Source organism: Paraburkholderia sacchari (assembly GCF_000785435.2).
GTDB classification, from domain to species: domain Bacteria; phylum Pseudomonadota; class Gammaproteobacteria; order Burkholderiales; family Burkholderiaceae; genus Paraburkholderia; species Paraburkholderia sacchari.
Map to the genome: position 1 here is coordinate 296,708 of NZ_JTDB02000002.1, position 21,851 is coordinate 318,558.

Annotated in this window: 18 protein-coding genes and 1 tRNA gene; 14 read left to right on the forward strand and 5 right to left on the reverse strand. The window is 66.0% G+C overall.

The window, feature by feature from the left end; genetic code table 11:
* Window positions 1–119: 119 nt before the first annotated feature.
* The 3 genes from NH14_RS08120 to dprA form a co-directional block, all read right to left on the reverse strand.
* Entirely contained in the window at window positions 120–2,768 is a 2,649-nt protein-coding gene (locus NH14_RS08120; protein ID WP_035523344.1) for a DNA topoisomerase III, read from the reverse strand.
* A gap of 301 nt (window positions 2,769–3,069) precedes the next feature.
* Complete coding sequence (locus tag NH14_RS08125) at window positions 3,070–3,447, reverse strand: thioredoxin family protein (protein ID WP_035523346.1); 378 nt, start codon at window positions 3,445–3,447, stop codon at window positions 3,070–3,072.
* A 78-nt stretch (window positions 3,448–3,525) separates the two neighbouring features.
* Complete coding sequence (dprA, locus tag NH14_RS08130; RefSeq protein WP_176329235.1) at window positions 3,526–4,896, reverse strand: DNA-processing protein DprA; 1,371 nt, start codon at window positions 4,894–4,896, stop codon at window positions 3,526–3,528.
* A gap of 144 nt (window positions 4,897–5,040) precedes the next feature.
* Here dprA and def point away from each other — a divergent pair, with 144 nt between their 5' ends.
* The 14 genes from def (at window position 5,041) to NH14_RS08200 (ending at window position 18,095) form a co-directional block, all read left to right on the forward strand.
* On the forward strand, window positions 5,041–5,544 hold the full coding sequence (def, locus tag NH14_RS08135) for a peptide deformylase (RefSeq protein ID WP_035523353.1): 504 nt from the start codon (window positions 5,041–5,043) through the stop codon (window positions 5,542–5,544).
* A 54-nt stretch (window positions 5,545–5,598) separates the two neighbouring features.
* On the forward strand, window positions 5,599–6,603 hold the full coding sequence (gene fmt / locus NH14_RS08140) for a methionyl-tRNA formyltransferase (protein WP_035523355.1): 1,005 nt from the start codon (window positions 5,599–5,601) through the stop codon (window positions 6,601–6,603).
* Between the two features lie 126 nt (window positions 6,604–6,729).
* Entirely contained in the window at window positions 6,730–7,374 is a 645-nt protein-coding gene (locus NH14_RS08145; protein ID WP_035523358.1) for a LysE family translocator, read from the forward strand.
* 124 nt (window positions 7,375–7,498) lie between these two features.
* A complete protein-coding gene (gene htpX / locus NH14_RS08150) occupies window positions 7,499–8,356 on the forward strand; it encodes a zinc metalloprotease HtpX (protein ID WP_035523362.1) in 858 nt (285 codons plus the stop codon).
* 216 nt (window positions 8,357–8,572) lie between these two features.
* On the forward strand, window positions 8,573–10,162 hold the full coding sequence (gene rsmB / locus NH14_RS08155; RefSeq protein WP_035523365.1) for a 16S rRNA (cytosine(967)-C(5))-methyltransferase: 1,590 nt from the start codon (window positions 8,573–8,575) through the stop codon (window positions 10,160–10,162).
* Window positions 10,159–10,749, forward strand: coding sequence for a DUF4390 domain-containing protein (locus NH14_RS08160; RefSeq protein ID WP_035523368.1), 591 nt, complete (start codon window positions 10,159–10,161; stop codon window positions 10,747–10,749). Before rsmB ends, NH14_RS08160 begins: the two co-directional genes overlap by 4 nt.
* Window positions 10,739–13,192 carry a sensor histidine kinase gene (locus tag NH14_RS08165; protein ID WP_035523371.1) on the forward strand — a complete coding sequence of 818 codons (2,454 nt, stop codon included), beginning with the start codon at window positions 10,739–10,741 and terminating at the stop codon, window positions 13,190–13,192. Before NH14_RS08160 ends, NH14_RS08165 begins: the two co-directional genes overlap by 11 nt.
* Entirely contained in the window at window positions 13,193–13,885 is a 693-nt protein-coding gene (gene esaR / locus NH14_RS08170; protein ID WP_035523374.1) for a response regulator transcription factor EsaR, read from the forward strand. It begins immediately after the preceding gene.
* 64 nt (window positions 13,886–13,949) lie between these two features.
* Window positions 13,950–14,025 (forward strand) — tRNA-Phe (locus tag NH14_RS08175).
* Window positions 14,026–14,264: 239 nt separating this feature from the next.
* On the forward strand, window positions 14,265–14,999 hold the full coding sequence (gene queC, locus NH14_RS08180) for a 7-cyano-7-deazaguanine synthase QueC (protein WP_035523376.1): 735 nt from the start codon (window positions 14,265–14,267) through the stop codon (window positions 14,997–14,999).
* A 190-nt stretch (window positions 15,000–15,189) separates the two neighbouring features.
* Window positions 15,190–15,822 carry a 7-carboxy-7-deazaguanine synthase gene (gene queE / locus NH14_RS08185; protein ID WP_035523378.1) on the forward strand — a complete coding sequence of 211 codons (633 nt, stop codon included), beginning with the start codon at window positions 15,190–15,192 and terminating at the stop codon, window positions 15,820–15,822.
* 27 nt (window positions 15,823–15,849) lie between these two features.
* On the forward strand, window positions 15,850–16,296 hold the full coding sequence (gene queD, locus NH14_RS08190) for a 6-carboxytetrahydropterin synthase QueD (RefSeq protein ID WP_035523380.1): 447 nt from the start codon (window positions 15,850–15,852) through the stop codon (window positions 16,294–16,296).
* Between the two features lie 204 nt (window positions 16,297–16,500).
* A complete protein-coding gene (locus NH14_RS08195) occupies window positions 16,501–17,283 on the forward strand; it encodes an HpcH/HpaI aldolase family protein (RefSeq protein WP_035523383.1) in 783 nt (260 codons plus the stop codon).
* A complete protein-coding gene (locus tag NH14_RS08200) occupies window positions 17,280–18,095 on the forward strand; it encodes a tetratricopeptide repeat protein (RefSeq protein WP_202031614.1) in 816 nt (271 codons plus the stop codon). Before NH14_RS08195 ends, NH14_RS08200 begins: the two co-directional genes overlap by 4 nt.
* Before the next feature lie 46 nt (window positions 18,096–18,141).
* Here the strand turns inward: NH14_RS08200 and rodA are convergent, their stop codons facing one another.
* Both rodA and mrdA read right to left on the reverse strand, forming a co-directional pair.
* Window positions 18,142–19,308, reverse strand: a complete 1,167-nt coding sequence (gene rodA / locus NH14_RS08205) for a rod shape-determining protein RodA (RefSeq protein ID WP_035523386.1) — start codon at window positions 19,306–19,308, stop codon at window positions 18,142–18,144.
* A 9-nt stretch (window positions 19,309–19,317) separates the two neighbouring features.
* Entirely contained in the window at window positions 19,318–21,786 is a 2,469-nt protein-coding gene (mrdA, locus tag NH14_RS08210; protein WP_035523388.1) for a penicillin-binding protein 2, read from the reverse strand.
* Between the last annotated feature and the right edge of the window lie 65 nt (window positions 21,787–21,851).

Consider the following 21,851-nt stretch of genomic DNA (forward strand, 5'->3'; position numbering starts at 1 on the left):
TCAAGCGCCTGATCGGGCGCTTGGGTTTGCATTGGGCCGGAAATAAAAAAGCGCAGCTTCGTGAGAAGCTGCGCTTTTTTTGCTGGCGGGCCGCTGCAAGCGGCCGCGTAACAGTGTGATTACGAACCGGTCTTGCGCGCCGCCGTTTTGCGTGCGGCGGTCTTTTTCGCGGGCGCGGTCTTGGTGGCAGCCGTCTTGCGCGCCGGCTTCGCGCTCGCTTCGGCGGCGGCGTTCTCGCCCGCCGCGTCGTTTGCGGCTTCGTCCGTCCCCGTTTTGGTAGCAGACTTCTTCGCGGCGGTTTTCGTGCTCGGCTCCTTCTTCTCGAACTCGAAGCCGATCTTGCCGTCAGGCTGCTTCACCAGAAACGCCTTGAAGTTGCGGCCCGTACGCGAGGACTTGAAGTTCGTCAGCAAGTCCGTGCGTCCTTCCGACAGCAGCTTCGCCATCTGCTCGCGCGCGATTTCCTGTTGCAGGATCACCTTGCCCGAGCGGAAGTCGCAGGTCTTCGGATTCGCGACCGAGTTTTCGCAGACGTAGCTCATGCCATGCTCGAACACGCGGGCCTTGCACTTCGGGCACGCGCCCACGGGCTCCTGTTGCGAGAAGTCAGGCGCTTCGCCATCCTCGCTGCCCGTATCCTGGCCGAAGTCGAACTCGAGCTTGAAGTTCTTGATCTCGTCGTCGAAAGAAAGCTTGAGGATTGCCGAGAACGGCCGGCCCATCTTGCTGCGGAAGCCCGAGAGCGGGCCGATGGTCTTGTTCTGCAGCAGCTCTTCCACTTCCGGGATTTCGAACTGGCGGCCGCCCGGGATCTTCGAGATCGAAAATTCGCACTTCGTGCACGCAAAGCGGCGGTAATTTTCCTTAACCTGGCCGCCGCAGTTGGGGCACGGCGTTTCCAGCGTCGCGTAGTCGCCGGGAATGGTGTCGGAGTCGTACTCTTTCGCGCGCTTCACGATGGTCTGCGTCATGCGGGCGATTTCCTGCATGAACGCGTCGCGCGGAAGCTTGCCGCGCTCCATTTGCGAGAGCTTGTATTCCCACTCGCCGGTCAATTCCGGCGCGGTGAGTTCCTTCACGTCGAGGCCGCGCAACAGCGTCATGAGCTGGAACGCCTTGGCAGTCGGAATCAGCTCGCGGCCTTCGCGCACGAGGTACTTTTCGCCGAGCAGGCCTTCGATGATCGCCGCGCGCGTGGCCGGCGTGCCGAGGCCCTTGGCGGCCATCGCCTCGCGCAGTTCTTCATCGTCCACGAGCTTGCCCGCGCCTTCCATGGCCGAGAGCAGCGTTGCTTCGTTGTAGCGTGCGGGCGGCTTGGTCACGAGCTGATGCGCTGCGATTTTTTCGGTCTTGACCTTTTCGTCCTTTTGCACCGGCACGAGGTTGGCGTCGTCGCCGCCCGTGTCGCGGCCGTAGACCTGCAGCCAGCCCGGCTCGATCAGCACCTTGCCCTCGGTCTTGAAGTGATGGCCGGCCACTTCGGTGATACGCGTGGTCACGCGGTATTCCGCAGCCGGGAAGAACACGGCGAGGAAGCGCTTCACCACGAGGTCGTAGAGCTTCTGCTCGGGTTCCGAAAGCGATTTCGGCGCCTGCAGCGTGGGGATGATGGCGAAGTGGTCGCTGATCTTCGAGTTATCGAAGATGCGCTTGTTCGGCTTCACCCAGCCCTTGTCGAGCACCTGCTTGGCGTGCGGCAGGTAGTTGTTGCTCTCCTTGAGCATCTCGAGCGTCTCTTTCACGGTGCCCATGTAATCCTCGGGCAGCGCGCGCGAATCGGTACGCGGGTAGGTGAGCACCTTGTGCTTTTCGTACAGCGCCTGGGCGAGGCCGAGCGTGTTCTTGGCCGAAAAGCCGAAGCGGCCGTTGGCTTCGCGCTGCAGGCTCGTCAGGTCGAAGAGCGCAGGCGAAAGCTGGGTGGACGGCTTCGACTCCTCGGTGACCGTGCCTTCGCGGCCATGGCAGGCGGCTACGATGGTTTCGGCGGCCGGCAGGCTCCAGAGGCGCGAGTCGCGCTTTTCCGGGTCGAGCTCGTCTTTCTTGAATTTCGGGTCGTACCAGCGGCCTTCGTAGAAGCCGGCCGCGCAGACGAATTCCGCACGCACTTCCCAGTAGTCGCGCGGCACGAAACGGCGGATCTTCTCCTCACGTTCGACGACGATCGACAAAGTTGGCGTCTGAACGCGGCCAACCGTGGTCAGGAAGAAGCCGCCGCCCTTGCTGTTGAAGGCGGTCATCGCGCGCGTGCCGTTGATGCCCACGAGCCAGTCGGCTTCCGAGCGGCAGCGGGCTGCGTCGGCGAGCGGCTGCATGTCGTCGTCGCTGCGCAGGTTCGCGAAGCCGTCGCGGATCGCCTGCGGCGTCATCGATTGGAGCCACAGGCGCTGGACCGGCTGTTTCGCCTTCGCGTGCTGCGCGATCAGGCGGAAAATCAGCTCGCCTTCACGCCCCGCGTCGCATGCGTTGATCAGACGGTCGACATCCTTGCGCTTCATCAGCTTGTTGAGCACTTTGAGCCGCGACTCGCTCTTGGCGATCGGGTTCAGGTCGAAATGCGGCGGGATGACGGGCAGATGCGCGAAGCTCCATTTGCCTCGCTTGACTTCGTACTCTTCGGGCGCGGCGATTTCCAGCAGGTGGCCAACCGCCGAGGAAAGCACGTACTCGTCGCTTTCGAAGTACTCGTCATGCTTGGTAAATCCGCCCAAAGCGCGCGCGATATCGTTCGCGACAGATGGCTTCTCGGCGATGATCAGGGCTTTGGACATGACTGGCTGTGTGTGGTTGATCCGGGCTTGGGATGTGATTCGCGCCCCGCGGCTATACGGTCTGAGTCTGCTGCGTGGCCGGCGCGGCGCGTTTCGCCTCTCGCTTAACGACCGCTTTATAGCACATGGCGCGCAGACGGCGATTTTCTTGTCATCGGAGCGAGGTTGCTTGCATGGGCCCCTCGGAGCGTCTCCGGGCGCCCATCATAAGGGCGCGGCGCGGTGGCGGGCAAGCACGGGGCCAGAACCTAAGCCGGACGGCGCCTGGCGGTCCCGGCGCTGGCGATTCGCGAGCCGTGCGTCAGGCCTCGGCCAGCACGGGCCGCAGCTTCGGTGCGTCGGCGACGCCCGGCAGCGCTGTGAGATCGGCGAGCATGCGTTCGACCACGGCGGCGTGCGGCAGCACAGTGCCGAAAAATCGCGTGGCTTTGCCGTCCTCGATCAGGATGGTCGGGAAATTTTCCACGTCGAGATCATCGAAGCGGTCGGCGTGCGTTTCGATGTCGATCCAGGCAAAGCAGATCTCGGGATGGCCCTCGGCGATACGGTCGAAGGTGGCCCGGTAATCGCGACAGGTGCCACACCACTGCGCGCACAAACAGGCGACGAACAGCGTGTCGCGGTCGGCGATGCGCTCGGCGATCTGGTCGGCGTCGGTGTCGAGGTCAAGCGCGGGCATGATCGTTCCTTGCGTTCTCTTATATATAGAGTGTGGACGTTGGGCGGGTATTTGGCGCGAATGTAACACGGCGGCGCGCTAGCAGTGGGACGCCCGCATAAACCGGCCGCCGGGCAGCGTGCTGATGTGCCCGGCCAGTTCGAGCCGCAGCAGCGTGGCTTGCAGCACCGCTTCGGACATGTCGGTGCGCTGCGCGAGGATTTCAAGCGTGGCGGGAGCGTGGCCTAGCGCGGCGAGCAGTGAGGAGGCCTCGGGCCCGAGCGTGGCGGCTCTCGCGTTCTTGGCGGCCCTGGCGGGCTTCGCTTCGGCTGGCGGGCTGGCTGGGGCGCGGTCTCGCGCGAGGCCATCAAGCTGCGCTTCGAATTCCAGTGAAAGCGTAGCTGCGCATGTCGGAGTGTGCTTGCGTGATGCCCTGGCGGCACGTTGCGCACGCGGCGCCGGTTGCGTGAAGCGCAGCGCCTCGAGCACTTCCTCCGGCGTCTCGACCAGTTGTGCGCCTTCCTTGATCAGCCGATGACACCCGCGCGAAAGCGGCGCATGCACCGAGCCGGGCAGCGCGAACACATCGCGTCCCATTTCATTGGCGAGACGCGCCGTGATGAGCGAGCCCGAGCGCATGGCAGCTTCGACCACGATCACGCCCTCCACGAGCGCGGCGATCACGCGGTTGCGCTGCGGAAAGTTCGCGGAGCGCGCGGGCGTGCCGAGCGGCCATTCGGTGACGATCGCGCCACGCTCGGCGATCTGTGCCGCAAGCGCGTGATGCGCGGCGGGATAGACGAGGTCGGCGCCTGTGCCCGTTACGGCGACGGTACCGCCCGGCTCGTCGAGCGCGCCCTCGTGCGCCGCGCCATCGACGCCGAGCGCGAGGCCCGAGACGACCGTTACGCCCGCTGCGGCGAGCGTGCGCGCGAAGCGCGCAGCATCTTCGAGCGCTTGTGGCGTGGCGCTGCGGCTGCCCACCACGGCCAGGCTGCGCGTATGCAGCAGATCGAGCCGCCCTGTCACGTAGAGGAGCGGTGGCGGATCGGGCATCGTCAGGAGGCGGGGCGGATACGCGGGATCGGCCAGCGTGATGAGTGCATTGCGCGGTTGTGCGCACCACGCGGTCACCGCGGAGACTTGTTGCGCAAAGCCTGCTGCGGGCGGGGTCACCACAGCGCGGGCCGCTTCGCTGCCGGCAGCGGCCGCAAGCGCCTCAAACGGCTGCGCGAGCACGCGCTGAGGGAGCCCGAATGCGCCAAGCAGCGCACGCAGCGCGGCCGGCTTCAGGCCTCGTGCGTTCGCGAGGCGCAGCCAGGCATCGAGTTCGTCGGCCCCGAGCGGCAAAGTGGCGAGCATCGGCGATTCTCCGTCGGCGGGCGAAGTCAAGCCCGCCGTGTTAAAATTTTCACTATCCGAAATTTTTTTGCGGCGCTGTGACGCATCGTCATGGCGTGCTGCTGGCATCGCGCTTTTTGCGCGCCGCCAGTTGCCCGCACATCGATCTGACCGTCTATCTTCTGTATTCCGCGAGGGGCGCACCAGTTGGCCGAATGGCCAGTTCGCGCGCGAGCGCGCGGCTCGCGGCGCCCAACCAGGAACTGTCAAACCATGGCTCTACTGAACATTCTTCATTACCCGGACAAGCGCCTGCACAAGGTTGCCAAGCCCGTCGAGGTGGTCAACGACCGCATCCGCAAGCTCGTCGCCGACATGGCCGAAACCATGTACGCCGCACCCGGCGTGGGTCTTGCGGCCACTCAGGTCGACGTGCACGAGCGCGTCGTCGTGATCGACGTCTCCGAGACGCATGACGAGCTGCTCGTGTTCATCAACCCGGAAATCGTCTGGGCTAGCAATGAGCGGGAAGTGCACGAAGAGGGCTGCCTCTCTGTGCCGGGCATTTACGACGAAGTCGAGCGTGCCGAAAAGGTGCGCGTGCGGGCGCTCAACGAGAAGGGCGAGACGTGGGAGGTCGACTGTGAAGGCCTGCTCGCCGTGTGCATTCAGCACGAAATGGATCACCTGGTGGGCAAGGTGTTCGTCGAGTACCTCTCGTCGCTCAAGCAGACGCGCATCAGGAGCAAGATGAAGAAGCTCGAGCGCGCGATGTAAGGTTCGCGCGCCGCACCGTTCTTTTCTTCATTTGCCGATTTTCTTCCAGCGCCCATGAGCCATTCTCTTCGCGTGATTTTTGCCGGTACGCCGGAATTCGCCGCCGCCGCGCTCGCCGCGATCCACGAGGCGGGCTTCACCGTGCCGCTCGTGCTGACCCAGCCCGACCGGCCCGCCGGACGCGGAATGAAGCTCCAGGCGAGTCCGGTCAAACGCTACGCGCAGGAGCACGGGATCGCCGTGGCGCAGCCGCCTTCGCTGCGGCGCGCGGGCAAGTACCCCGAGGAAGCGGCCGAGGCGCTGGAACTGCTGCGGGCGACGCCGCACGACGTGATGGTGGTGGCTGCCTATGGACTGTTGCTGCCGCAGGAAGTGCTCGATATTGCGCCGCGCGGCTGCATCAACATTCACGGGTCGATCTTGCCGCGCTGGCGCGGCGCCGCGCCGATCCACCGCGCGATCGAGGCCGGCGACGCCGAGACCGGCATCACCCTCATGCAGATGGATGCGGGCCTCGACACCGGCCCGATGATCTCGGAAGTGCGCACGCCCATCGCATCCACGGACACGACCGCGACGCTGCACGACCGCCTCGCGAAGCTGGGCGCGGAGCTCGTGGTGGAGGGGCTGATGCGTCTCGAGCGCGACGGCGTCCTGCCTGCGGTCCCGCAGCCGTCCGAGGGCGTCACCTATGCCGAGAAAATCGGCAAGCAGGAGGCCGCGCTCGACTTCCGACGTTCCGCCGAGGTGCTGGCACGGCAGATTCGCGCGTTCGATCCGTTCCCGGGCGGCGCGGCCACGCTCGATGGGGCGCTGCTCAAGCTGTGGTCGGCTGAGCCGGCCGACGGCGTCAAAGTGCCCGCCGGAGCCGTGCCGGGCCAGATTCTCGAAGCCTCGCCCGCTGGCGTCGTGGTGGCGTGCGGCGAGGGTGCGCTGCGCGTGACGCAACTGCAGAAACCGGGCGGCAAGCGCTTGCCCGCGCGCGAATTCCTCGCTGGCATGCCGCTCGCGGCTGGCCAGCGCTTCGCGCTGACTGACACCGACGCCGGGGCCGCGTAGGCGCCCAGCCCGAACGCGCGGCGATACACGCGCCGCTGCGCGCGCTAGAATTTAAAAGCTTCGTCGAGACGGCTTCACAGGACGGCTCGAACCCTTTTTTCGAGTCGTTTTTGCAGGAAAAACGTCATGTTTGGCATTACTCATTTTGGCTTCTTCCTTGTCGCCGTTTTTCTCCTGAACGTCACGCCGGGTCCCGATACGGCCTACATCGTCGGGCGCAGCGTCGCGCAAGGCCGCAGCGCTGGGCTCGTGTCGGCGCTGGGCATTTCCGCGGGCTGCTGCGTGCATGCGCTGGCCTGCGCGTTCGGGCTGACCGCGCTGCTCGCGGCCTCGGCCACGGCGTTCACGGTCATCAAGCTCGTGGGCGCGTGCTACCTCGTGTACCTCGGCGTACGCCTGATCTTCGCGAAGCAAAGCGCGCCGGCGAGCGCCACGGAATCCGCCCCGCGCGCCGCTGCGCCGCGTCCGCTGCGGCAGCTCTTCCTCTCGGGCTTCTGGACCAATGTGCTCAACCCGAAAGTCGTGCTGTTCTTCGTGTCGTTTTTCCCGCAGTTCGTGAGCGTGACGAGCCCGCACAAGGTGCTCGCGTTCCTCGCGCTCGGCGTCGTGTTCGTCGTCATGAGCACGATCTGGAACAGCTTCGTCGCCTGGATCGCAGGCAGCGTAACGCAACGCTTCTCCGGCAAGCCCGGCATCAAAAAGTGGCTCGACCGCACGGTGGGCTCGGCGTTCGTCGGGCTTGGCCTGAGGCTCGCCACGGCCACGCGCTGAGATTGAATTTTTCCGAACCGCCCATATCTAACAAATCGCTTACAATGCGCTCGCCAGCCGCTACTGGTGGGCGTCTAACGATTGATTCCCGAATTGATTCCCCTTGGGTGAAGGAGCACAGCACATGTTCAACTGGGTCAAGACCGCGATGTTGATGGCCGCGATTACGGCCCTTTTCATCGTGATTGGCGGAATGATGGGCGGGCAGCGCGGCATGATGCTCGCGCTCATGTTCGCGCTCGCCATGAACTTCTTCTCGTACTGGTTCTCGGACAAGATGGTCCTGCGCATGTACAACGCGCAGGAAGTGGACGAGACCACGGCGCCGCAGTTCTATCGCATGGTTCGCGAACTGGCCACGCGTGCCAACATTCCGATGCCGCGCGTCTACCTGATCAACGAAGACGCGCCCAACGCGTTCGCCACGGGCCGCAATCCCGAGCACGCGGCGGTGGCCGCCACCACTGGCATCCTGCGCGTGCTCTCCGAGCGCGAGATGCGCGGCGTGATGGCCCACGAGCTCGCGCACGTGAAGCACCGCGACATCCTCATTTCGACGATCACGGCCACCATGGCCGGCGCGATCTCGGCACTCGCCAATTTCGCGATGATCTTCGGCGGCCGCGACGAGAACGGCCGACCCGCGAACCCCATCGCCAGCATTGCGGTTGCGCTGCTCGCGCCGATTGCGGGCGCGCTCATCCAGATGGCGATCTCGCGGGCGCGCGAGTTCGAGGCCGATCGTGGCGGCGCGCAGATTTCGGGCGATCCGCAGGCGCTTGCTTCGGCGCTCGACAAGATCCATCGCTACGCGCAGGGCATTCCGTTCCCGGCGGCCGAGCAGCATCCGTCCACGGCGCAGATGATGATCATGAATCCGCTTTCGGGCGGCGCCGTGGCGAATCTGTTCTCGACTCACCCCGCCACCGAGGAGCGCATCGCGCGTCTCATGGAGATGGCGCGCACGGGCCGCTTCGACTAAAGCGGCGCGCGAACGGAGGGCAGAGAAAGGCAGACCCGGGGCAGCCCCCACGGTCTGCCTTTTTTATTGGTCCGTGGCGGGCGCGCAGCAGCGCGGCGCCTTGCCGATTCGGCCCGGCGAGCGGCGTTGCGTCCGCGCCACGCTACAATGGCTCGCTTGTGGTTTGCTTTTTGCACGATTCGCCGCGCCCTGGCGCGGCCCGCTTCCGGTTTTTCCATGACATCCAGCTCCTCCCGCCGCCCGTCCGGCTCATCGTCGTCTGTCCAGCCACGCGCCAGGCGTGCTGGGCGTCCTGCCGTGCAGGGCCGGGCCGAGCCGCGCAAGGCAGCCACGGCGATCCATCTGGCTCCCGAATCGCTCGGCTTCGCGCTCGACACGGCGGCGCATATCGTAGGCGCGGTGCGCGCGGGCGCAGCTTTGCCGGCGGCGCTCACGAGCACGTTTGCCGCGCTTCCGCACGAGTTCGCGGCGGTGGCGCGCGGCGCCGTGCAGGACATCGCGTATCGCACGATGCGCCGCCTCGGCACCGTGGACTGGCTGATCAAGCAGCGCATGAGCAAGGCGCCGCCTCCGCCCGTGACGAACCTGCTCGCATGCGCGCTGGCGCTGCTCGTCGACGACGAGGCGCACGCCGCCTACACGCCGTTTACCGTGGTCGATCAGGCCGTGCGCGCGATCGGCGCGCGCCGCGACATCGCCTTCGCGAAAGGCCTCGTGAACGCAGTGCTGCGCGGCTTCCTGCGTGAGCGCGAGAGCGCGCTGGCCGCCGCCCAGGCCGACGAAGTGGCGCGATGGAATTATCCGCAATGGTGGATCGATGCGATTCGCCAGGCGTGGCCCGACCGTTGGCAGGCGATTCTCGAAGCGGGCAACACGCAGGGGCCGCTCACGCTGCGCGTGAACGCGCGTCGCGCGAGCACGGCCGACTATCTGCAGCGTCTGGCCGATGAAAACATCGCCGCGGCGCAGATCGGCGAGCACGCCGTGCGCCTTGCCGCGCCGCTGCCGGTCGACCGCATTCCCGGCTTCATGGCCGGCGATGTTTCGGTGCAGGACGCCGGCGCGCAAATCGCCGCGCAAATCATGGGCGTGCGCAACGGCATGCGCGTGCTCGACGCGTGCGCGGCGCCCGGTGGCAAGAGCGGCCATCTGCTCGAACTCGCCGACATCGACTTGATCGCGCTGGAAAGCGATACCACGCGCGCGGCGCGCATCGGCGAAAACTTTGCGCGGCTTGGTTTTGCGGCTAATGAGACGAACGACCAGGTGAGCGACCAGGCAAACGACGAAGCCGATAACGATGCGCCACAAGCCGCCCGACGCGCGCGCGTCGTGATCGGCGACGCGGGCGCGCCCGAGAGCTGGTTCGACAGTGCGCCGTTCGACCGCATTCTCGCGGACGTGCCGTGCTCGGCCTCGGGCATCGTGCGCCGCCACCCCGACATTCGCTGGCTGCGCCGTCAAAGCGACATCGCCGCGCTGGCGCAGGAGCAGCGCCGCATCGTCGAGGCGCTGTGGGCCTTGCTCAAGCCCGGCGGCGAGCTGCTTTATGTGACGTGCTCGATCTTCCCCGAGGAAGGCGAGGCGCAGGCGAGCTGGTTTGAAAGCACCCACGCGGATGCGGTACGATTGGACGCGCCGGGGCAACTGCTGCCGGCGACCGACGGCGCGCCGGCCGGGGGGGCACAGAGTGGCGCAGCCAGCGTGGCGCGGCGCGATGCGCAAGTGCAGAACGACGCCCGCCCCGTTCCCGATCGCACCGCGGATCACGACGGCTTCTTCTACGCGCGCTTCCAGAAACGGTGACCATCAAACGCTTCTTCCCGCTACGCTTCGCGATCCTGATCGGGATTGCGCTGGCTTTCGGCCTGCTGGCCGTCAAGCCGGCGCGCGCCGATTCGATCTCGGTGCAACGGGCGTCGCTGCAAGCCGACGGCTCTGGCTGGAGCCTCGATGCACGCTTCGACTTCGAGCTCAATAGCAGCCTGGAAGATGCGGTCAACAAGGGCATTCCGCTGTACTTCACCACCGACTTCGAACTCACGCGCCCGCGCTGGTACTGGTTCGACGAGCAGCCCGCGAGCGTCTCGCAAAGCATTCGGCTCTCGTTCCAGCCGCTCACGCGCGAGTACCGCGTATCGAGCGGCGGGCTGCAGCTCGGCTTTTCGACGCTGGCCGACGCGCTCGCCGTCATCAAGCACGTCACGTCGTGGCATGTGATCGACAGCAAGCAGGTGCACGCGGGCGAGACCTATACGGCGTCGGTGCGCATGCAGCTCGACGTTGCGCTCATGCCCAAGCCGTTCCAGATCGATGCGGTCAACAACCGCGACTGGAACCTCGCTTCCGACTGGAAGCGCTTTAACTTCACGGTGACCGAACGTGCTAAATAAAGTGCGCCGCGCCACCAGTGTCAGCAGCATCGTCGTCAGGCTGCTTGTATCCACCGTCGCGTTCACCGCGACGCTGCTGCTCGTGCTGCTTGCCGCCGCGAGCGCGAACACCGAATTCTTCGACCGCTACTACGGCTGGCTCTATGCGGCCAACATCGGCGTTGCGCTGATCTTTCTCTCGGTGGTCACGGCGCTCGTGATCGTGATCGTCGTGCGCCTGCGGCGCGGCAAGTTCGGCACGCGCTTGCTGGCCAAGCTCGCGTTTTTCTTCGCGCTCGTGGGCGTGGTGCCGGGCGGCATCATCTACGTCGTTTCGTATCAGTTCGTCTCGCGCTCGATCGAATCGTGGTTCGACGTGAACGTGGAGACCGCGCTCACGGCGGGCCTCAATCTCGGGCGCGGCATGCTCGACGCCTCGCTCTCCGATCTGCAAACCAAGGCGCGTCTGATGGCCGAGCAGATCGCAACCGGCCAGGCCGCGGGCACCACGCTCACGCTGCTGCGCGCGCGCGACCAGTTCGGCGTGCAGGACGCCACCATCGTCGAGCCGGTGCGCAGCATGTCGGGCGCGGCGCCGGAGATGCACGTGGTCGCGCAGGCATCGAGCAACTTCTCCTCGTTGATGCCGGCCGATCTGCCCACCGCGCTGATGATCGATCAGGCGCGTGGGCGCGGCTACGCGGCGATCGAAGGCGAAGTCGATGGCGACCCGAAGCTGCACGGTCCGAAGGGCGCGCTGCGGCTGCGGGTGGTCACGCGCATTCCCGATGCGAATACCACCGACCTGCAACCGGTCGAGCGCTTCCTGCAACTGGAGCAGCCGGTGCCCGCCGCGCTCGCGCGCAACGCCGACGCCGTGCAGCGTGCCTATCGCGAGTACCAGGAAAAGGCGCTCGGCCGCACGGGCTTGCGCAAGATGTATATCGGCACGCTCACGCTCGCGCTCTTTCTTGCCACCTTCGTTGCGATGATGCTGGCGCTCGCGCTCGGCAACCAGCTTGCCAGGCCGCTGTTCCTGCTCGCGCAGGGCACCAAGGAAGTGACCGAGGGCGACTACACGCCCAAGCGCGAGATCAAGTCGCGCGACGAACTGGGTTTCCTCACGCAGTCGTTCAACGCGATGACGCGCCAGCTTTCCGAAGCGCGCCAGGCCGTGGAGAAGAACCGCGTCGCGCTCGAGCATTCGAAGGCGTATCTCGAGAGCATTCTCGCGAATCTCACGGCGGGGGTGTTCGTGTTCGACCGCCAGTTCCGGCTGACGACGGCGAACCCCGGCGCCGAGCGCATCTTCCGCCATCCGTTCCAGGCGCAGCTGGGCCTGCCGATCGATCATGTGGCCGCGCTCGGCGACTTCGCGGCGATGGTGCGCAAAGCCTTCGCCGACCAGGAAGCCTCGCGCACCGATCGCGACGGCGGCGACGTCGACCACGGCCACTGGCAGCAGCAGTTCTCGGTGCCGGTGGCGGGCGAGACCGATCCGCTCACGCTGCTCGTGCGCGGCGCGCGCCTTGTCTCCGACACGGGCCGCGACGCCGGCGACATGCAGACTTCGGGCTACGTGGTGGTGTTCGACGACATCTCCGACGTGATCTCGGCGCAGCGCTCGGTGGCGTGGGGCGAAGTCGCGCGGCGTCTCGCGCACGAGATCAAGAATCCGCTCACGCCGATCCAGCTTTCGGCCGAGCGCCTGCAGATGAAGCTCACCGACAAGCTCGCGCCCTCCGACGCCGAGGTGCTCAAGCGCGGCGCGACCACCATCGTGAATCAGGTCCAGGCGATGAAGCAGATGGTCGACAATTTCCGCGACTACGCCCGCACGCCGCCGGCGGTGCTCGCGAGCCTGCAACTGAACGACCTCGTGAGCGAAGTGCTCACGCTGTATGGCGCGGAGGAAGGCAAGAGCGCGATCAAGGTCGAGCTTTCCGCGCTGCCGGTCATCCGCGGCGACGCAACGCAATTGCGCCAGGTGATTCACAACCTTTTGCAAAATGCTCAAGACGCGGTGGCCGATGTCGAGACTCCAGGCGTGACACTGGAGACGCGGGCCGTAGAATACGGCGATCCGGACGCGGACGGCCGCACGCGCGTCGCGGTGCGGCTCACGGTGTCGGACAACGGGCCTGGTTTCCCGGCGCGCATTCTCACGCGCGCATTCGAACCCTATGTGACGACCAAGGCCAAAGGAACAGGACTCGGGCTCGCGATGGTGAAGAAGATCATCGACGAGCACGGCGCGCGCATCGACATCCGCAATCGCATGAAAGCGGGCGATGTGATTGAGGGCGCGCAGATCTCGATCCTCTTTCTCCAACTGGCGGATGACGCCAACCCGGACACCCACCCGGGCGCAACGCCTGATGCCGCCACGCGCGGCGCCGCAAAGGCGGTGCGCGCGGCAACGGAGCAGGGATCAAAAGCAACAGTGCAGACAAGGGCAGCGTAAATGGCAACCATCCTGGTGGTAGACGATGAAATGGGCATCCGGGAATTGCTCTCGGAGATCCTCAGCGACGAAGGACACGTGGTGGAGCTTGCGGAGGACGCGCAGGAGGCGCGCGAATTCCGTCAGCGCCAGGTACCGGACCTGGTGCTGCTCGATATCTGGATGCCGGACACCGATGGCGTCACGCTGCTCAAGGAATGGGCCGCGCAGGGCCAATTGACGATGCCCGTCATCATGATGTCGGGGCATGCGACGATCGACACGGCGGTTGAGGCGACCAAGATCGGCGCGCTCAACTTCCTCGAAAAACCGATTGCGCTGCAAAAGCTGCTGAAGGCGGTCGAGCAGGGGCTCGCGCGCGGCACCGCCGCGCCGGTGCCAGCAACGGCGGCGGGCGCCGCGAAGCCGGCTGCGGGCGGCCCGGCCGTGGTGGCGTCGTCGGCGGCGCTGCCGGTGCTGGGCGCCGACGGCGCATCGGGCGGCGCGGCCGCCACGGGCGTGGCGTCGATCTCGTTCGACATCCCGTTGCGCGACGCGCGCGACGCATTCGAGCGCGCCTACTTCGAGTACCACCTCGCGCGCGAGAACGGCAGCATGACGCGCGTGGCCGAGAAAACCGGTCTCGAGCGCACGCACCTGTACCGCAAGCTCAAGCAGCTCGGCGTGGACCTGGGCAAGAGCAAGGGCGAGTAAGCAGATTTTTTGCGAAAGCTCTTGCGCAGTCCTGTCAGCGTCGCTATAATTCTTCTTCTTCGTTGGCCCGGTAGCTCAGTTGGTAGAGCAGCGGATTGAAAATCCGCGTGTCGATGGTTCGATTCCGTCCCAGGCCACCAGAATGCAGCCCCAGGAGATCGTACGATTCCTGGGGCTTTTTCGTTGTGCCCGCGTACGGTGTGCCCTGATCGGGCGAACACAGCGGATGGAATATCAGCGGTATAAAGTAGCGCCGATATTCGCAAAAATACAGCGGCCTATACTGCATTGGCCTGCGCGGGGGAAAGACCGCGCGGGCCCGCACGGCGGGTTTTCAAGGCTTGCGACCGCGCGGAACCTCTTGATACGGAGTTTCACGGTGACTCGAACAGAACCCAGGAACGGCGCGCTCGTGCTGTTTTCCGGCGGCCAGGACTCGGCTACGTGCCTTGCCTGGGCGCTCGACCGCTACGACACTGTCGAGACGCTCGGCTTCGATTATGGCCAGCGGCATCGCGTCGAACTGGAGTGCCGTGAAGGTTTTCGCGCGGCCATCGCGCAGACGTTTCCCGAGTGGGGCGAGCGCCTGGGCGACGATCACATGATCGATCTCTCGGTGCTGGGTTCGATCAGCGACACGGCCATGACGCGCGAAATCGAGATCGAGACGGCGGCCAACGGCTTGCCGAACACCTTCGTGCCGGGCCGAAATCTGATGTTCATGCAGATCGCCGCGGCTATTGCCTACCGGCGCGGGCTCGAGTTCCTTGTGGGCGGCATGTGCGAGACCGACTTCTCGGGCTATCCCGACTGCCGCGACGACACCATGAAGGCGCTGCAAGTCGCGCTCAATCTGGGCATGGAAACCCGCTTCGTGATCGAAACGCCGCTCATGTGGCTCGACAAGGCCGACACTTGGCGTCTCGCGCAGCAACTGGGCGGCGAGGCGCTGGTCGAATTGGTGCGCGTGGAAACGCATACGTGCTACGTGGGCGAGCGCGCCGAGCTCAACGACTGGGGTTTCGGCTGCGGCGAATGCCCGGCGTGCAAGTTGCGCAAGCGTGGCTACGAAGCGTACCTCGCGGGCGAGCACGTGACGCAAGCGCCGGTCTGAACCGACGACGGGCGCGCGCCACGCGTTTTCGCATTGCGTGGCAGCATGAGCGGGGCGGCGCACGGGCGGTGCGTCCCGCAGACATAACGCAGCAAGACAATCAGCGCCCGAAACAACCCGCTCCCAGCGCGTCGACACGCAGGGAACATGCGCAGTGAACATGCGCAGTGAACTTGATCAGGCAGTAAGCATGACTTACGCAGTAAAGGAAATTTTCTACACGTTGCAGGGCGAGGGCGCGAACGCCGGGCGTCCGGCCGTGTTTTGCCGGTTCGCCGGCTGCAACTTGTGGTCGGGCCGCGAGGAAGACCGTGAAACGGCGGTCTGCCGTTTCTGCGACACCGACTTCGTGGGCACCGACGGCGAGAACGGCGGCAAGTACCGCACGCCCGAGGAACTCGTCGCGATGATAGCGTCGCTCTGGCCCGAAGGCGAAGGCAGCCGCTTCGTCGTGTGCACGGGCGGCGAGCCGATGCTTCAGATCGACCAGCCGTTCGTCGATGCGCTACACGCCGCCGGCTTCGAGATCGCCATCGAAACGAACGGCTCGCTGCCGGTGCTGGAAACCATCGACTGGATCTGCGTGAGCCCGAAGGCCGACGCGCCGCTCGTCGTCACGAAGGGCAACGAGCTGAAGGTCGTGGTCCCGCAGGACAACCAGCGCCTCGCCGACTACGCGAAGCTCGATTTCGAGTATTTCCTCGTCCAGCCGATGGACGGCCCGTCGCGCGACCTGAACACGAAGCTCGCGATCGACTGGTGCAAGCGGCATCCGCAATGGCGCCTCTCGATGCAGACTCACAAGTACCTGAACATTCCCTGATTCCTTGCCTGACTGGTTAAAAGCGCCGTGCTTACGATCACCCGAAAACTCGAATTCGACGCGGGCCACCGCATTCCCGACCACCGCAGCCAGTGCCGCAACCTGCACGGCCATCGCTACGTGCTGGAAGTCACGCTGCAAGGCGACACCGTCGAAACGGAAGGCGCGCCCGACCGCGGCATGGTGATGGATTTCGCCGACGTGAAGGCGCTCGCGAACCAGCATCTCGTCGATCTGTGGGATCACGCGTTCATCGTCTTCGAAGGCGACGCGCAGGTGCGCGGTTTTCTCGACACGCTGCCGGGTCACAAGACGGTCGTGATCGACCGTATTCCGACCGTGGAGAATCTCGCGGCCATCGCGTTCGAGATCCTCGCCAACGTTTACGACGCGCATTACGGCGTGAATCTGCAACTGCAGAAGCTTCGGCTGTACGAGACGCCGAATTGCTGGGCCGAAGTCACGCGCGATTGAGCGCCGATTGAGCACCGATTGAGCACCATAAGGCCGGGTTTTCCGCCCGGTCAGCACACTTTTGTCGCGGTATGATCGTTCCGGCAAGGCCCGCACCCGCGCGGCCCGACAACACAACGGAGCGAGACATGCCGGCTGCGGCGCTGCCGGGCCGCCAGGCCCGCGCGGGACGCGCGCGTCCCGCAGCTCGCCGGGAGCACGGCAATGAGCACCTTCACCAATCCTCTCAAGGAACGCCTCAAGGAAGCTGAGCCGCTATACGGCCTGTGGCTTTCGATGGGCAGCGAAACCGCCGCCGAGGCGCTCGCGCACGCGGGTTTCGACTGGCTGCTGATCGACATGGAGCACTCGCCCAACGATAGCAGCGACGTTATCGCGCAATTGCGCGCGATCGCGGCGGCCCATCTGCCGACCGAGCCGGTCGTGCGCATCCAGGCCAACGAGCCGTGGCTCGTCAAGCGCGTGCTCGACGCGGGCGTGCGCACGGTGATGTTCCCCAACGTGACCTCCGCCGAAGAAGCCGCCCGCGTGGTGAGCTACACCCAATATCCCGATGCAAATGCGCCGGGCGGCCAGCGCGGCGTCGCGGGCGTGGTGCGCGCGGCGGCCTATGGCATGCGGCGCGATTATCTGCATGGCGCGAACGCACAGGTCGCTTCGATCATCCAGATCGAATCGGCGGCGGCGCTGGGCGAGGTCGAGAAAATCGCCGCGGTGCCGGGCGTCGATTGTCTCTTCGCCGGGCCTGCCGATCTTGCCGCGAGCCTCGGTCATCTGGGCGACTCGAAGCATCCTGACGTCGTTGCCGCGATGACGCGCATCGTTGCCGCAGCGCGCGCGGCGGGCGTGGGGGCGGGCATCTTTGCAATGGATGCCGCGCAGGCGAAGCGGTATCGCGAGATGGGCTTCAACTTCGTCGCGCTGGCCGCCGATGTCATCTGGCTCATGCGCGCGACGCGCCAGGCGCTCCAGGAGGCGAGGTCATGAGGCGTCCGAAAGCGTTGCTCGCGCAGTTCGTCCGCGTGGCGGCGGCGGCTTGTGTCGCTGGCGCGGGGTTTGGCGCAAGCGGCCAGGCAGTGGCGGCCGGTGCCGCGGGGGCATCCGGCGCAAGCGCGGGTGCAGGTACCGGTGCGAGGACGGGCGCAAATACAGGCGCAAATACAGGTGCAAGCGCAGCTGCCACGACACGCGTTGCCGGTGCCCAATCCGATCCGCAGACGGCCAACGCCGTGGCCGACTACAACGCGGGCAATCTCGCGGGCGCGCGCGCCGAATTCAAGGCCGCCGCCGAACGTGGCAACCGGCTCGCCGAGTTCAACTACGCGATGATGTTGATCAACGGCGAGGGCGGCGCCGCCGATGTGGGCGAGGGCCGCAAGTGGCTGCGCAAGGCCGCCGACGCGAACATGTCCCATGCCCAGTACGTCTACGGCAAGATGTACGACGACGGCGATTTCGTCGATCGCGATCCGGCGCAGGCGCATCAGTGGTTCCTGAAGGCCGCGAAGCAGGGCCACGTGCAGGCCGAGCTCGCGCTGGCGAACCAGTTCCTCGACGGACGCGGAACGTCGCGCGACAACAAGCAGGCGTTCTACTGGTACAAGAAGGCCGCCGAAGGCGGCGACATGACGGCGCAATACGTGACCGGCTCGTTCTACGAGCGCGGCGGCGACGGCGTGCCGAAGAACCTGAACGTCGCGCGCGCCTACTATGCGGCGGCGGCGGCCCAAGGCGACCCCGTTGCGCGGCTCAAGTATCAGCAGTTGAGCACCCAACTGATGAAGGCGGCGCCGCAATAAGCGCAAGGGCGCGCCGCTTCGCGTTCCGCAAGGGCGTGAACAGGCGCTAACTCTGCATAAGCCGCTTCTGCCGCGCGACGCTCATGATCAGCCCGATGGCGACGCCAAGCGTCGTGAGCGCGGTGCCGCCATAGCTCATGAACGGCAGCGGCACGCCCACTACGGGCAGGATGCCGCTCACCATGCCGATATTCACGAACGCGTAGGTGAAGAACGCCATCGTGAGCGAGCCGGCCAATAATCGCCCGAATAGCGTTGCGCCATTGGCGGCGACGTAAAGCCCTCGCGCGATCAGGCACATGTAGAGCGTGAGCAGCACGAGCCCGCCCGCCATGCCGAACTCCTCCGAGAACACCGCGAAGATGAAGTCGGTGTGCTTCTCGGGGATGAACTCCAGATGCGACTGCGTGCCCTTGAGCCAGCCCTTGCCGAGCGGGCCGCCCGAGCCGATCGCGATCACTGCCTGAATCGTGTGAAAGCCCTTGCCGAGCGGGTCGGAAGTCGGGTCGAGCAGCGTGCAGATGCGGTGCTTCTGGTAATCGTGCATGAGCGGCCAGTTCACCTGGGGCTGGCAGATCTTGTCCTGGAACGCCGCGACCGACGCCACGGCGATGACGCCCGCAATCAGCACCGGCACGATCAGCTTGAACGAGAGCCCCGCGAAATAGATCACGAAGAAACCCGAGGCGAACACGAGCACGGCGGTGCCGAGGTCCGGCTGCTTGGCGATCAGCCCCACCGGTACGAGCAGGATCACGAAGCCGACCACGAAGTCGTACCAGCGCATCACGCCTTCGCGGCGCTGGTAATACCACGCGAGCATGAGCGGCGTGGCGATCTTGAGAATCTCGGACGGCTGGATCACGACGCCCACGTTGATCCAGCGCTTCGCGCCCTTGCGCGTGAGGCCGAATAGCGCGACAGCAATCAGCAAGGCGATGCCGAACGTGTAAACGGGCACCGCGAAGCGCATGAGCGTGGTGGGCGGCACATTGGCGAGCGCCCACATCAGCACGAAGGTGAACATGATGTTGCGCAACTGGTCTTCGACGCGGCCCGGCATGTCGAGGGTGGCGCTGTACAACGTGACGATACCCACGCACAGCAGCAGGAACACCGTGAGCGCGAGCGGGCGATCGAAGCCCACGAACATCTTGCGCAACGCGTCCAGCACTGCGCGCTTGTCGATCTTTTCGAACTGGAAGAAAGGCATGGGAACTCCTTACTCGTCGATGCCGCCCGTGGCGGGCCTGGGCGGCGGCGCGAGCGTGGCCGCGTCAGGCGCGCTGGCAGGGCGGCGCGGGCGATGCGGACCGGGACCGAAACGACGCGGCAGCGAGGCGGCGGCGGGCCGCTGGGCCGCAGCTTCGTCGTCCGACGCCGCAGTGCCTGGCGTAGCGGTCGTGGTGCCGCCGTTCACGGCATTGGTGCCTCGGGGGGCCTCGGGTGCGGGCGGCTCGGCGCTCGCCTTGTGCGTTTTCTCGCGGGCGCTCGCGCTGGCGGGCCTGGCCGCGCCAGCGCGCGCCGGCGCGGCGCCGGGCACGGTCGCGGCGGAGGCGCCCGATGTTGCCGTAGCCGCTGCAGCTTCGGAGGCCGCCGCAGCAGCCGAAGCCGCAGCCGCCGAAGCCGCCGAGGCCGCACCGGGAATCGGCAGCGGCGTGAAGCCCGCCGCAACCTTGACCGGCGGTGTCCCGGCGCCCACCGAGCTGGCCTGCGGCGCACCGCCGATCGTGGGCGCTGACGCATCCTGCGTGGCCGAGGCCGCATCGGCCACGGCAGCCTGCTCGACACCTGGCTTCAGGCGATCGACGAGCCAGTAATCGAGCACGCGCCGCGCGATCGGGCCTGCCGACTGCGCACCCCAGCCGCCGTTCTCGACGATCAGCGCAACGGCGATCTGCGGCTTTTCGGCGGGCGCGAACGCGATGAAGAGCGCGTGGTCGCGCAGATGCTCGGCGAGAGCGTGCGCCTGATACTTGCCGCCCTGCAGCGAGAACACCTGCGCCGTGCCAGTCTTGCCCGCCGAGGTGTAAGGCGCATTCCTGAAGACTGCGTAGGCCGTGCCCGAAGGATTCATCGTCACGCCTTCCATGCCGCGCTTCACGACGTCGATATCGGACTGCTTCACGTTCAGCCGCCCGCTTTCGCTCGGCACAGTGAGGTGCTGCGCCTTCGTGATCGGATTTTCGATCTCCTTCACGAGGTGCGGCTTCATGAGGATGCCGTTGTCGGCGAGCGTGGCCGTCGCGTGGGCGAGTTGCAGGATCGTGAACGAGTTGTAGCCCTGGCCGATGCCGAGGCTGATGGTCTCGCCCTCGTACCAGCGCTGCTGCTCGGGCCGGCGATAGGCTTTGCGCTTCCACTCGGTGGAGGGCAGGATGCCGCGCGCCTCGCCCGCGATGTCGATGCCGGTCAACTGGCCGAAGCCGAGCGGCTTCATGAAGTTCGCGATGTTGTCCACGCCGAGGTCGTGCGCGAGCATGAAGAAGTAGGTGTCGTTCGACACCATGATCGCCTTGTTCATGTCGACCCAGCCCTGGCCGGAGCGCACGTCGTTGTTGAAGCGGTGGCCGCCGAACATGTAGAAGCCCGGGTCCGAGAAGCCCCAGCCCGGCGTGCGCTTGTGCAGCGTGAGCGCGGCGAGCGCCATGAACGGCTTGTAGGTCGAGCCCGGCGGGTAGGTGCCGTGCAGCGGCCGGTTCAGGAGCGGGTGATCGGGCGAGTTGTTCAGCGCGTCCCAGGTCTGCTGGTCGATGCCGTCCACGAACGAGTTCGGGTCGAAGCTCGGCGCCGAGACGAACGCCAGAATGTCGCCCGTGGACGGTTCGATCGCCACGAGCGCGCCGCGCTTGCCCGCGAAGGCCTGCTCGGCCACCTGCTGCAAGCCGATGTCGAGCGAGAGCACGAGATTGTTGCCGGGCGTGGCCTGGGTGCGCTTGAGCGTGCGCACGGGGCGCCCGCCCGCAGTCACTTCGACTTCCTCGAAGCCGGTCAGGCCGTGCAGCTCGGTTTCGTAGCTCTGCTCGACGCCGATCTTGCCGATGTAATCGGTGCCCTTGTAGTTGTTCGCATCGACGCGCGGATCGTAGTGCTCGGGATCTTCGTCATTCTTGTCGCTCATGTCGTCGATGCGCTCCTGGTCGCGCTGCGAGATGCGGCCGATATAGCCGATCACGTGCGCGGCCGTGGTGCCGAGCGGGTACTGACGGAACAGGCGCGCGCGCACTTCCACGCCGGGAAAGCGGAAGCGCTGCGCGGTGAAGCGCGAGACTTCCTCGTCGGTGAGGCGAGTGCGGATCGGCAGGCTCTCGAAGTTCTTCGAGTCCTCGAGCAGCTTCTTGAAGCGGCGGCGGTCGCGCGCATCGATCGGGATCACCGTCGAGAGTTCGTCGATGGTGTTGTCGAGCGTGTCGGTGAGTTTCGAGGGCGTGATTTCGAGCGTGTACGCGGAATAGTTCTTTGCGAGCACGACGCCGTTGCGGTCGGTGATGATGCCGCGGTTCGGCACGATGGGCGCGACCGAGATGCGGTTCTCGTCGGCCTGCAGCGAGTACTTGTTGTGGTTCCAGACTTGCAGCCAGAGGAACCGGAACGCGATCAGCCCGAAGCAGACGAACACGAACACGCCCGCCGCCGCGACGCGCAGGCGGAATTTCGTGAGCTGCTGCTGGGTGTCCTTGAATTCGGTCATGCGCTCGGAGCACCGGGGGCCGCGCCTCGCTCAGGCGCTGCGGCGGACCGATGGTGCCGGTGGTA